The organism is Paenibacillus pabuli NBRC 13638 (assembly GCF_001514495.1).
Lineage (GTDB): Bacteria > Bacillota > Bacilli > Paenibacillales > Paenibacillaceae > Paenibacillus > Paenibacillus pabuli.
On sequence record NZ_BCNM01000004.1, the window covers coordinates 239,475 to 251,727 of the forward strand.

At 50.7% G+C, this 12,253-nt stretch carries 8 protein-coding genes and 1 pseudogene; 5 read left to right on the forward strand and 4 right to left on the reverse strand.

The genetic code is table 11. From position 1 onward, the window contains the following. Positions 1 to 43 precede the first annotated feature (43 nt). The 5 genes and pseudogenes from PPA03S_RS08130 to PPA03S_RS08150 all read left to right on the forward strand — a co-directional run bounded on the left by PPA03S_RS08130 (position 44) and on the right by PPA03S_RS08150 (position 5,550). The gene (locus PPA03S_RS08130) at positions 44 to 925 is read left to right on the forward strand and encodes a nitrilase-related carbon-nitrogen hydrolase (RefSeq protein ID WP_062321627.1); all 882 of its coding nucleotides are present in this window, start codon (positions 44 to 46) and stop codon (positions 923 to 925) included. Between the two features lie 154 nt (positions 926 to 1,079). Beyond that, positions 1,080 to 2,447 carry an NAD(P)-dependent oxidoreductase gene (locus PPA03S_RS08135; protein WP_062321630.1) on the forward strand — a complete coding sequence of 456 codons (1,368 nt, stop codon included), beginning with the start codon at positions 1,080 to 1,082 and terminating at the stop codon, positions 2,445 to 2,447. 138 nt (positions 2,448 to 2,585) lie between these two features. Beyond that, the gene (gene preA, locus PPA03S_RS08140) at positions 2,586 to 3,881 is read left to right on the forward strand and encodes an NAD-dependent dihydropyrimidine dehydrogenase subunit PreA (protein WP_062321633.1); all 1,296 of its coding nucleotides are present in this window, start codon (positions 2,586 to 2,588) and stop codon (positions 3,879 to 3,881) included. Beyond that, a pseudogene (hydA, locus tag PPA03S_RS08145) lies at positions 3,878 to 5,317 on the forward strand (dihydropyrimidinase). Before preA ends, hydA begins: the two are co-directional and overlap by 4 nt. A gap of 5 nt (positions 5,318 to 5,322) precedes the next feature. Further along, positions 5,323 to 5,550 (forward strand): hypothetical protein, encoded by a 228-nt coding sequence (locus PPA03S_RS08150; protein WP_062321635.1) that lies wholly within the window; start codon positions 5,323 to 5,325, stop codon positions 5,548 to 5,550. A gap of 4 nt (positions 5,551 to 5,554) precedes the next feature. Here the strand turns inward: PPA03S_RS08150 and PPA03S_RS08155 are convergent, their stop codons facing one another. The 4 genes from PPA03S_RS08155 to PPA03S_RS34210 all read right to left on the reverse strand — a co-directional run bounded on the left by PPA03S_RS08155 (position 5,555) and on the right by PPA03S_RS34210 (position 12,179). Continuing rightward, entirely contained in the window at positions 5,555 to 7,243 is a 1,689-nt protein-coding gene (locus PPA03S_RS08155) for a PucR family transcriptional regulator (protein ID WP_062321637.1), read from the reverse strand. Between the two features lie 337 nt (positions 7,244 to 7,580). Next, on the reverse strand, positions 7,581 to 10,832 hold the full coding sequence (locus PPA03S_RS08160) for an efflux RND transporter permease subunit (RefSeq protein WP_062321639.1): 3,252 nt from the start codon (positions 10,830 to 10,832) through the stop codon (positions 7,581 to 7,583). Between the two features lie 40 nt (positions 10,833 to 10,872). Continuing rightward, positions 10,873 to 11,820, reverse strand: a complete 948-nt coding sequence (locus PPA03S_RS08165) for a TetR/AcrR family transcriptional regulator (protein ID WP_062321640.1) — start codon at positions 11,818 to 11,820, stop codon at positions 10,873 to 10,875. 224 nt (positions 11,821 to 12,044) lie between these two features. Further along, the gene (locus tag PPA03S_RS34210; protein WP_269084568.1) at positions 12,045 to 12,179 is read right to left on the reverse strand and encodes a hypothetical protein; all 135 of its coding nucleotides are present in this window, start codon (positions 12,177 to 12,179) and stop codon (positions 12,045 to 12,047) included. Positions 12,180 to 12,253 lie beyond the last annotated feature (74 nt).

The window sequence follows — 12,253 nt, forward strand, 5'->3', positions numbered from 1 at the left end:
GCTGTTCATATCAACCATTTTCCATAGGAGGGGTTATGACGTTATGGGCAAAATCAGCATCGGATTGATCCAGGCTTCACACGAGGTTGAAGGCTCTGCCCCAGTTGAAGTGCATAAGGAGGCCGCTATTCAGAAACACATTGCGCTGGTGCGTGAAGCAGCTGCCAGGGGAGCCCAGATTATTGGATTGCAGGAAGTGTTCTACGGACCTTACTTTTGCACGGAGCAGAATCCCAAGTGGTATGCATCTGCCGAGAAGGTGCCGGATGGACCCACGACCAGGCGTTTTCAGGAGCTGGCGAAGGAGCTCGGCGTGGTGATCATTTTGCCTGTATACGAGCTGGAAGGGATCGCTTCGTATTACAATACGGCTGCTGTTATTGATGCGGACGGCTCCTACCTGGGGAAATACCGTAAACATCATATTCCGCATGTGGAAGCAGGCGAAGGCACGAATGGGTTCTGGGAAAAATATTATTTCAGACCCGGCAACCTGGGGTACCCGGTTTTTGATACAGCCTACGCCAGAGTGGGTGTGTACATCTGTTATGATCGCCATTTCCCGGAAGGAGCACGACTTCTTGGGCTGGCGGGTGCGGAGATTGTATTCAACCCTTCAGCAACGGTAGCCGGAACATCGGAATATCTGTGGAAGCTGGAGCAGCCTGCCCATGCGGTAGCTAATGGCTATTATGTTGCTGCTATCAACCGAGTGGGAGTGGAATCGCCATGGAATATGGGTGAATTTTATGGTCAGTCGTATCTGGTGGACCCGCGAGGCAGCATGGTTGCCATGGGCAGCAGGGATCAGGATGAGGTTATCATTGGCGAGATGGATACGGAATTGATTCGGGAAGTGCGCAATGTATGGCAATTTTACCGCGATCGACGGCCCGAGACCTACGAACATCTCGTTAACCTGTAGCAGAGGACGGGAGTCGAAAAATCTGGAGATAACAGCGATTAAACGGAAGATGGTCCTGCCATCGCAGCCCCGGTATCAAATCAGTCGTTCAGCTTTATGCGGCGGCGAAAGGGATAACAGAGATAGATCAACCTTATGGAGGTGCATGATATTGATGAACAGCGCAGGAGCAACGTTGTCCGATTACGGATGGGAAAGTCGTTTTGCCGAAATGAAACCTGCAATGACAGGCAAGGAAGCGATGGAGGAATCGAACCGATGTCTGTACTGTTATGATGCACCCTGTATCAAGGCGTGTCCAACCGACATCAATATTCCTTCGTTTATCCGAAAAATCTCAACAGGTCACCTCAAAGGCTCGGCTCGGACCATTATGGAGGCTAACCCGGTAGGGGCCAGTTGTGCACGGGTCTGTCCGACAGAGGAACTGTGTGAAGGCGCTTGTGTACTGAATGAGTCATCCAAGCCGATTCGGATCGGAGATTTGCAGCGATATGCAACCGATTGGGCCCGAACGAAGAACGAGCCGTTATTCCAGGCAGCGCCTGCCAACGGAAGAAGCGTTGCCGTTGTAGGCGCAGGGCCTGCGGGATTGTCCGCGGCAAGAGAGCTGGGTCGTGCAGGCTACGAGGTAACGATCTATGAAGCCAAAGCGAAAGGCGGGGGCCTCAATACGTATGGTATTGTGTCGTTTCGGCTGCCGGAATCGGTAGCTTTGTGGGAAGTCGAACAGGTGCAGGCATTGGGTGTGCAGATTCGCTATGGTGTACGCATTGGTGTGGATGTATCTGCTGAGGAACTATTGGAGCAGCACGAAGCCGTCATTCTGGCCTGCGGAATGGGCGCTGTTCCGATGCTTGGCATTGAGGGAGAGACGCTGGAAGGTGTCTATGATGCCATTGAGCTGGTGGAATCCACGAAGCAGGGTGTGCCTCCAGCCCTGAACGGTCTGAAAGTTGCCATTATTGGTGCAGGCAATACGGCGGTGGATGCAGCGACCTGTTCGGTGCGCCTGGGGGCCGAGCGTGTACAGATGCTTTATCGACGCGGGGAGAGCCAGATGACCGCTTATGCTTTTGAATATACATTTGCGAAGCAGGAAGGCGTGGAGTTTCGCTGGTTTACCATGCCCAAGCGCATTATTGGAGAGGAGAATGGGCGAGTTCAGGCTATAGAGTGTGTGAAGATGAAGCTGGTAACTCCACCTGGAGGTGGCAAGGCTCTGCCTGTGCCGATTGAGGGATCGGAGTTCATGCTCGAATGTGATAGCGTTGTTCGAGCCATTGGACAGAGCCGTTTGCTGCCTTTAATCGAGGCATTTGGCCTGCGTCATCACTGGGGCGTTGTTGAGGTGGAACCACAGACGTACCGCACCTCCCATCCACAGATCTTTGCGGCAGGGGATGTTATCTTCGGACAGGGGCAGGGCGAAGCGATGGTGGTCTCTGCAGCACAGCAAGGCAAGCTGGCGGCTGCATCGGTGATGAAGGCATTACCCGGACAGGTGGAAGAGACGGCATAAGGATAAGAGAGCCGAGAAGAATGCGGCAGAGAAGGGAGCAGTGATCGGGTAGTGGCAAAAAGTATGAAATAACGAAAGTGTAACTTGTGAGATTAAATAAACACCATTGTGGGTTCAAACCACCAAGGAGGGATCGTAATGGCTGACTTATCCATTAATCTGGCAGGTATTCGATCACCCAATCCATTCTGGCTGGCCTCTGCGCCGCCGACCAATACCGGATACCAGGTCCAGCGGGCCTTTGAGGCAGGCTGGGGCGGTGCCGTCTGGAAGACGTTGGGTGAACCGATCATCAATACCTCCTCGCGTTTTGCAGCTGTTCATTTTGGCGGGCAGCGCGTCGTGGGTTTTAACAATATTGAGTTAATATCCGACCGTCCGCTGGAGGTGAACCTGCGCGAAATTGCCGAAACCAAGAGGCGTTTCCCGGATCGGGCCGTGGTTGCTTCGCTCATGGTGGAACCGAAACGCGAGAAGTGGCATGAGATTGTGAGGAAAGTCGAAGCTGTCGGCGTAGACGGGCTGGAGCTGAACTTTGGTTGTCCGCACGGCATGGCCGAGCGTGGCATGGGGGCTGCGTCTGGTCAGCAGCCGGATCTGGTTGAATTACAGACGATGTGGGTGAAGGAAGTGGCGACCACACCTGTCATTGTGAAACTTACGCCAAACATCACGGATATTACGGCGACTGCCCGGGCGGCTGTGCGTGGCGGTGCAGATGCGATTTCCCTGATCAATACGATTAACTCCCTGGCGGGTGTGGATCTTGATTCCTGGAATACTGTGCCGCATGTGGGCGGCAAGGGCGCGCATGGCGGGTATTGCGGTCCGGCTGTGAAGCCGATTGCGCTGAATATGGTTGCGGAGTGTGCGCGCAATCCGGAAGTTGGTGTGCCGATCTCCGGGATTGGAGGCATATCTGATTGGCGGGATACCGCAGAATTTTTACTTATGGGCGCGACGGGGGTTCAGGTATGTACCGCAGCGATGCATCATGGCTTTCGTATCGTGGAGGACATGATCGATGGCCTGAACGATTATCTGGAGGAGAAAGGTCTGCGCAGTGTAAACGAATTGATTGGTCAGACGGTTCCGCGTTATTCGGATTGGGGCAATCTTGATCTGAATTACAAAGTGGTAGCCCGCATCAACCGCGATGTCTGCATCAATTGCAACAAATGCCATATCGCCTGTGAAGACACCTCGCATCAATGTATCGATATGTTGTCTGACCCCTCTGGCTCTTATTTGGAGGTCGTTGAGGAAGATTGCGTCGGATGTAACCTGTGCTCGATTGTCTGTCCGGTGGACGGCGCAATTGAGATGGTAGAAATCGCACATGAACAGGAACCGTTAACCTGGAATGACCGTCAGTCTGCGATTGCCCTGCTGCAATCGGCCAGAGATCAATCCACCAAGGAGGCGATATCATGAGTACCCGTAAATGGATTCGTAATGGAATGTTGGTCACGGCGTCGGACACGTTTGAAGCTGATGTATTCATTGAAAACGGCAAGATCGTGCAGATTGGCATGGGAATTGTGCCGGATGAACGAACGGAAATTATAGATGCGTCCGGCTGTTATGTCATCCCTGGCGGAATTGATCCGCACACGCATCTGGATATGCCATTTGGCGGAACGGTGACGGCGGATGATTTTGCAACGGGAACCGCAGCTGCTGCCTTCGGCGGCACAACGACGGTCATTGATTTCTGTTTGACGCAAAAAGGCCGACCTTTGCTGGAATCCCTTCAGGAATGGCATGCCAAAGCCGAGGGCAAAGCCGCCATTGATTACGGGTTTCACTTGATGATAGGCGAGATGAATGATCAGGTGCTGGAGGAACTGCCACAGATCATTGAAGAAGAGGGTGTGTCTTCCTTTAAGGTGTTCATGGCTTATAAAAATCAGTTCCAGGCCGATGACGGCATTCTCTTTCAGACGCTGCAAAAGGCCAAAGAGTATGGTGCACTCGTCATGGTGCACGCCGAGAATGGCGATGTTATCGATCTGCTGGTCCAGCAGGCGCTGGCGGATGGAAGAACAGAGCCGATCCACCATGCACTTACCCGGCCGTCCATGCTGGAGGGCGAGGCTACAGGGCGTGCGGCCCGATTGACGGCACTTGCCGATTCACAGTTATATGTCGTGCACGTCACCTGTGCTGAAGCTGTGGAGCAGATCGCATGTATGCGAGACATGGGCTATCGAATCTGGGGCGAGACCTGTCCGCAGTACTTAACCCTGGATCAATCGAAGATGGATCAACCGGATTTTGAAGGCGCAAAGTATGTCTGGTCCCCGCCGCTGCGTTAAACCTCTCATCAGGAAGTGCTGTGGAATGCACTCAAGAACGGGCAGCTGCAGACGATTGGCTCCGACCATTGTTCGTTTAACTTCAAGGGACAGAAGGACCTGGGACGGGATGATTTTAGCAAAATTCCAAATGGCGGGCCTGTCATTGAGGATCGGCTCAGCATTTTGTATTCCGAAGGGGTAGTGAAGGGACGGATTTCACTTAATCAATGGGTGGATCTATGCTCTACACGAGCAAGCAAGCTATTTGGTTTATTTCCGCAGAAAGGCACCCTTGCTGTGGGGACAGACGCGGATATCGTCGTTTTTGACCCATCCATCTCAAGGGTGATCTCGGCGGAAACCCACCATATGAATGTAGATTATAGCGCTTTTGAAGGCATGCAGGTTCAGGGGTGTCCGGTGACGGTGCTTTGCCGCGGGGAATACGTGATTCGGGACCGACAGTTTGCCGGAGCAGCAGGGGTCGGTCAATATGTGAAGCGTAACAAATATGATGCCGGTCCACCACTACCTGCAAGACAGCCTGTGACGACAGTGAAGGGAGGGTGAAGCGGATGTCTGACCATGAGGTGTTTGAGGCGGAAAAGATGGAGATCGAACGAATGGTGGCCCAGGGATATCGCATCTATGCTGTTCGGGAACATCTGGAGGGTGCTCACGTGATATGGGGGCACCCCGATCTTCCCGAAGAGAAGCAGGAGCAATACGTGGGTACGGCGTCCGGGAGGAAGTGGTTTAGTCATATCCTGATCAGGCAGCTTCAGGAGCAAAGAGGGGCGTAGAGGATCAAGCGAGTGGTCCGTGAACATATTCATACGCATAGATGGCGAGCTCGATCGCCACGCGTTTCTCGGGGAGAGTATAATCCTCACCCAGGAGCATCTCAATTTTGTGCAATCTGTGATACAGCGTCTGACGAACGATAAACAAAGCTGTGGCGGTCTCCTGTTTGGAGCAGCATAGAATAAAATATTGTTTAAGCGTCCGCAATAACTGGCCGCCTTTATCGGCATCATAACGGATGACAGGTCCGAGATATTCCTCAATAAAATCATCCAGACTGCCGCTCTGCTTCATGCTGGCAATAATACGATAGCAGTGAAGATTGCTATAGAAGGGCTGCTGCATCACACCGATGTCCTTCTGAATGCGCAGGGTCTCCTTGGCTGCTTCAAGGCTGTCTTTCAGTCGTGATAGATCAGCGCAGCTGTGACCGATGCCGAACAGACCCGAGAAGAGGCGATGGGTCTGTTCCTGTTCGTGCTGCTGTAACTGTTCAATGCAGCGCCATATACTGCTTTTTCGCTGAGTTCCAGGCAGAGGGTCGAGAATAATCAGAATGATCTGGTGGTTTAGAACCGTGCTATATAGGGAGAAGCCCTCGCGGGAGAACACGGAACGGGCAACGATATTGCGTTGAATCAACAGCTTCTGGAGCTTGAGACTGTCTGTATAGCTGGGATTGCTATCAAACAAAATGACGGTACCTTTTCCGGCAGCAAGCTGGGCGTTGGCAGCAGATACATATTCATGAATTTCCTTCGCGGAATGATGTCCATTAAGCCAGTCAATGACCCACATATCTTCCTTGTAGCGTCGTTTTTCCTCCATGTATTTGGTACGCATCCAGTCCTGGGCAATGGCGGCTGCACAACGTTCCAGTGCCTGAATGATGAACTCATCCGAGGGTCTGTTAGGGGCTTCCGGTTCGTGGTCAGGCCGCTTGTCGAGCATCAGCACCAGATCGGCAAATGCATAATCAAGGGCCTGAACAGGCAGGGTGAGCGCATCGGGTGAATGCATCGAAGGATTCGCCCGCGTCAAACGATCTCCCGCAGGATCTCCATCATCCGAATAACCACGATGTATTAACCATTCCTGCCGACGAGTCTCCAATTGGTCTGGAGGGCAATAGGGGACGGCACTCGCTTCCCCGTCCAGTGGATATAGCGCTACAGGGTATCCTGTTGTTCGAGACAGTAGTCGGAGCAGTGGTTGTACACCATCTCCATTCAAAAGAAGTTGGTTGAACGAGGTGGTGAGGCTGTCGAGCTCAGCAAGCATACGCTGGTGGCTGCGAATCAGGGCGAAATGCAGGTCCTGTGTAATATCGATATAACGTACTTGTTCGTGGAACCAGATCAGCGGGAAATCCTCTTCTGCTGCAAGTTTCTTCAGGGGTCCAAGCTGGGACTTGGTGTGAGCCCCCAGTTCAATACAGAGTCCCGCAGCTCCGCGAGCAATCAGCTGGCGCAGGAAAGACAGCCCCCGCTTCTCATCATCCTGCCAGCCAATGCCGGTCGTCAGCACCAGTTCCCCGCCATTCAGCAAATTGCCTACTTCAGTAACCTCCATGATATGTACCCAACGTACATATCGTTCCAAAGCCCTTTCACTGGCGAGCACCTCAGCTTTACGGAACACCGGACGTTTCAGCATGTCTTTCATCTGAATATGAAGCGTTGTTTCCCCCACACAACCACCGTCCTTCCCACAAATACATGCAGTTTTCCATACCCGCTTTGTCAGTCGGGCTTCTGAAGAGCGTTTGTTTTGATTATAAGTCTGTTTACATCAGATGGGCTGAAATCTCACGTTCAATTGTTTTATTTCACAACAGAGGGACTTTATTTTGTGGATTTTCCCAACGTGGATTGCTTTTATGTAGTTTAAGATGACGTCATTGAGCTGGATAGGTACTGTGAGTAGAACAAAAAAATGCCCCTTGGTATGATATTGGAATTTTCAATCATTCCAATATAAGCCAAGGAGCGAGGGGTTAGATTATTTTCGTATACAGATCGATCTGTTCTTAATCTTCAATTCTTTTCTTTTTGAACTTCATCAGGAACTCATACACGATTGGCACGATAACCAGAGTCAGCAGCGTGGAGCTGATCAGACCGCCGATTACGGTAATGCCAAGACCTTTCGAGATGATCCCTGCGCTTTCTTCGAGTCCTGTTACCAGTGGCAGCAAGGCACCAATGGTAGCCAGAGCTGTCATCAGAATTGGACGCAGACGCGTTGCTCCGGCTTCCAGCAAGGCTTCACGAGTAGGCATTCCCTCTTTTTCCTTGTGAATAACACGGTCGATCAGGACGATGGCATTGGTGACTACGATCCCGATCAGCATTAGTCCACCCATCATGGCAGATACGTCAAGCGTACCGCCAGCCACGAACAGGCCGACCATAATACCAATGACGGTAAACGGCAGGGAGAACAGGATGGCAAATGGCGCCAGTCCGCCGCCGAACGTAACGACAAGCACAAAGTACACAATTGCAATGGCTGCCAGCATGGCCAGACCAAGTTGGGTAAACGTATCATTAATCTGTTCCGTTGTACCGCCAAACTTCACTTCAACACCATCAGGCAGATCCAGCTTGTCGATGTTCGTCTGCAGGTTTGTTGAAGCTTTTTGCACATCAGAAGCCAGAATGTTGGCTGTCACCTGAACGACGACTTTGCCATCAATACGCATGATGGAGTTCGGCGAGGTGCCTTCTTCCACTTTCGCGACATCTTTGATCGGTACTTCGATGCCGAGCGGTGAAGTAACTTTTTCGTTTTCAATATCAGCAATGCTGGTAAATGTCTTTTTGTCCGTCTCTACATAGACTTTATACGTTTTGTTGTCGATATCCACTTCTGTGAGTACAGGGCGTTCCCGTGCAGGGCTCAGCGCCATCGCCAGTTGGCCTGCAGTCAGGCCTAGCGAGCTCAGTTTCTCCTGATCCGCGACGAGCGTGTATTGCCCGTAGGTATCAGAGAGTGTGGTGTCGGCTTTTTCAAAAGATTCGGTATCTGCTTCAACCAGTTTCAGGATTTCATCCGAGACCGGTTTGATCTGATCTACATTGTCACCATAGATGGAAAGGCTCAAGCTGCTGCCTCCCAGCCCCCCGGACATATCAAGCTCATTCCAGGTTCCTACCGTAACTTCTTTCTTCAGACCTTCCACAAGCTGTTCTTTCACTTTGGTAAAGTCTTTCGTATCTTCGTTATATTCGATATAGAAGAGCGCAGAGTTGGAGCCTCCTCCACCCATGCTGCTCAGTGGATTGCTGCCGCCGATGGAATATTGCATTTTCTCCAGGCCAGGTTGGGTCAGCAACCACTTCTCGGCTACAAGTGCTTCTTTTTCTACATCTTCACGCAAAGCTCCAGTTTCCGGGCTGTACGTAATGGTCACATATTTATCCTGTTGTTCCGGCAAGAAACTTGCACCGATGAACGGATACAGGAACAAACTGCCGACGAGCAGTAATACAGCAACGCCGACGGTGATGAATTTATGTGACAATGTCCAGTTCAAGAGTCGTTTGTAACCTTCCGCCATCTTGCCTGGTTTTTCCTCATGATTCTTCTTGTTCTTCAGACCTTTGCGGAACAGCGTGTGTGCCAGCATCGGTACAATCGTAACAGCCACAATCAGGGATGCCAGCAGAGCAAAGACCATGGTCAGGGCAAATGGCATGAACAGCTCACCGACCATACCACTCACCAGGGCCAGTGGCAGGAATACCGCAATGGTTACGATGGTGGAAGAGAGGATCGGAATGAACATTTCCCGGGTGGCTTCCCGGATCAATTCACGGCCTTTAAGTTTTTCTCCCTTGAGGGTCAGTCTGCGATAGATATTCTCGATCACAACGATGGAGTCATCGACAACCCGTCCAATCGCAACCGTCATGGCGCCCAGAGTCATCATGTTCAGCGTAATGTCCATCATATTCAGTGCTGTCAATGCAATGAGCAAGGAGAGCGGGATGGAGATAATGGAAATAATGGTGGAGCGAATATCACGCAGGAACAACAGAATGATCAAAATGGCGAACAAAGCACCAAACATCGCTTTGAACAACATCGTGTTTACGGAGTCCTGGATAGGTTTACCTTGGTCGAGCAAAACAGTCAACTCGGCGTTTTTGAACTGCGTCTGCAGCTCTTCCGCTTTGTCTTTAACCGCTTTAACGACATCCACCGTATTGGCATCATTGGACTTGACGATGGAGATCCCGATGGATTCCTTACCGTCCGTCCGGGAAATGGATTCCGCCTGACCAATAACTTCAATCTTGGCGATCTCGCTTAATTTGACCGTTGGAATCCCGGGTGTGTTAGCGGCACCCGAAGGACTGCCTACACTGGCATTTCCGCCAGCGGCTTGTCCGGCAGCCTGGTCAGAACCCTGCGCAGCTCCTGGAGCTGTACCTTGTGCCGCCCCGCCAGCTTGTGGGGAAGCAGCATCACTTGGCGCGCCCGCGCCTTGTGGAGCTGGTGCTGAACCACTTCCCGCACCTGCACCGCTTGGTACAACCGGAATAGCGAGATTTTTCAAATCATCCAGGTCGATGATATTGCCGTCAACAACAACGGCTTTCTGTGCTTTGTCCAGTTCGAACAGTCCGAGTGGTACACGGACAGAAGAACCTTGAACGATGCCGTTGACTGTGTCTTCAGTCAAACCTAGTTGATTCATTTTTTTCTGGTCAAACTTCAGTTGAACTTCCTTAACATATTGGCCGGAAACCTGGACTTGAGCTACACCGTCAATATCTTCGAGTGCAGGCTGGATATCCGTTTCAACCAGTCGAGTTAATTGTTCCAGATCGCCGCCGTCCTTGTCCGACAAGCTGAGCGAGACAACCGGGAAGGAGTTGATGCTGAACTTCGAGATTGTCGGTTTCTGTACACCATCTGGCAATTGCACTTCATTCAGTGCTTCGCGTACCGCAGCGGTAGCATTGTCCAGATCAGTACCATAATCAAATTCGAGGGTGATGGAAGAAGCATTCTCCATGGAGGTGGAGGTGAGTGTCTTAATTCCCTCTACATTTCTTAAAGTCTGTTCGAGTGGCTTGGTGACATCCTCGACAATACCTTCTGGGGCTGCCCCCGGATCAATGGCTGTAACGCTCAGGAATGGCACATTGATGTTTGGAATGGTCTCCTGCTTCATCGTCAGTCCGCTGTATAAACCGGCGAAGGAAACGATAATGGTCAGAATCCAGATCGCAAACTTGTTGTTCAGTGAAAAATTAATAATACCTTTCATACGATGGTTTCTTCTCCTCTCTGTTTCTCCCTTTATTTCTTTATTGTTGTGACGAGTCAGCCTGGATGAACCGGCTATACATGGCATCCATAATGTGCTGAAGCTCGGAGTGCATTGGCTCGATAACAGGAATGTGCTCCAGATTGCGCATCATGCCCAGAATAATGGCACGTCGCGGTGTGAATTCCATCATTTCCTGTCTCAGGATGGAGATGGTCTCCAGCGCGTCGTTGCGCAATTGCCCTGGAGGCATATCCGAAGTGATGATATCCTTCATCTGTTTGATAATGTGAATGGGATGACGCATCACAGTGGAATCGGTCTCTGAATTGCTGCTCCATGCTGGCCAATGTTCCAAAGGAACCAAAGGAGCAGGGCGTTGATCGAGCAATCCGCGAGCTGCATAATCGATCGTTTGCAGCATGTTGCTTGCCATCTTGGAGACGGTCAGGGAAGGCATTTCCGTAAACCAGATCTTGACGTAGGAGAGGAACAGACCATGCGTGAGCAAAATAAGGTCTATGGTATAGGGTTCAATCTCCGGTCCGTACAGATCCTCTAGTTTGTCCTTAAACCAGTGCAGGGTACGGATTTCCAAATCCTTTTGCTGCGGGTTGCACTTTTCCTTGCGATGCTGTTCTTCATCCAACATCATGCTGCGCATCTGCACGCGTAAAAATTCCTTCAGTTCGGATACATGGATAAGCAGTGTTTCAATCTGCTTGTGCAGACGTTCTCTCGAAGTGAGTCCGGTCTCATGTTCAATCTGGGAGATTTCGTCCATGAGCGTAAATATGCAGTACTCCATCGTACTGGCCTCTAATTCCTCTTTGGATTTAAACATAAGGTAGAGGCTGCCTTTGGACATCCCGCATATTTCTGCAATTTCCTGCATGGATGTTGCAGCACTTCCTTTGGCTGAGAACAGCTTGAGTGCTGTGGTAATAATGAGCTTTTTCTTCTCATTCATTTCATGGATAGGGTTCATTAACGATTCATTCACCTCACCTGCGGAACTTATGAGTTCTGGAATTGACTTCAGGGTCAAAACAAGTATAAGCGATATGAACAATGAATTTCAAATGGGAGGGAAATGGGAAAAAAGGTGGGGGTATGATAAGGGTTCTGGAGTATTTTCCTAATAACATGCTGAAGCCGTATAGATGTAGATGCCTGAAAGGCAATATCATGAGCGGTTTAAAATGATTTATTTCAGGCTCCACCTCTAAAGGCATAAATCGCTAGAAGAATAATGGCTACAAGAGCAATCAAGTAGAAGGCTCCCACTGCGACCAGAAAGATGTATCCGGTAAAAGAACCCATACGTGCAAACAGCTTTTTCATCATCAAGACATCCTTTCTTACGTAACAGGGTGTTAGGAGGTTTCCTATTTACATCATATCCCAAAAAGACGACTTCC

Bases quoted from the DNA above. Each gene is read 5' to 3' on its own strand.
- PPA03S_RS08160 (WP_062321639.1), bottom strand. From the start codon at position 10,832: ATGAAAGGTATTATTAATTTTTCACTGAACAACAAGTTTGCGATCTGG.
- preA (WP_062321633.1), top strand. From the start codon at position 2,586: ATGGCTGACTTATCCATTAATCTGGCAGGTATTCGATCACCCAATCCA.
- PPA03S_RS34210 (WP_269084568.1), bottom strand. From the start codon at position 12,179: ATGATGAAAAAGCTGTTTGCACGTATGGGTTCTTTTACCGGATACATC.
- PPA03S_RS08130 (WP_062321627.1), top strand. From the start codon at position 44: ATGGGCAAAATCAGCATCGGATTGATCCAGGCTTCACACGAGGTTGAA.
- PPA03S_RS08165 (WP_062321640.1), bottom strand. From the start codon at position 11,820: ATGAACCCTATCCATGAAATGAATGAGAAGAAAAAGCTCATTATTACC.
- PPA03S_RS08150 (WP_062321635.1), top strand. From the start codon at position 5,323: ATGTCTGACCATGAGGTGTTTGAGGCGGAAAAGATGGAGATCGAACGA.
- PPA03S_RS08135 (WP_062321630.1), top strand. From the start codon at position 1,080: ATGAACAGCGCAGGAGCAACGTTGTCCGATTACGGATGGGAAAGTCGT.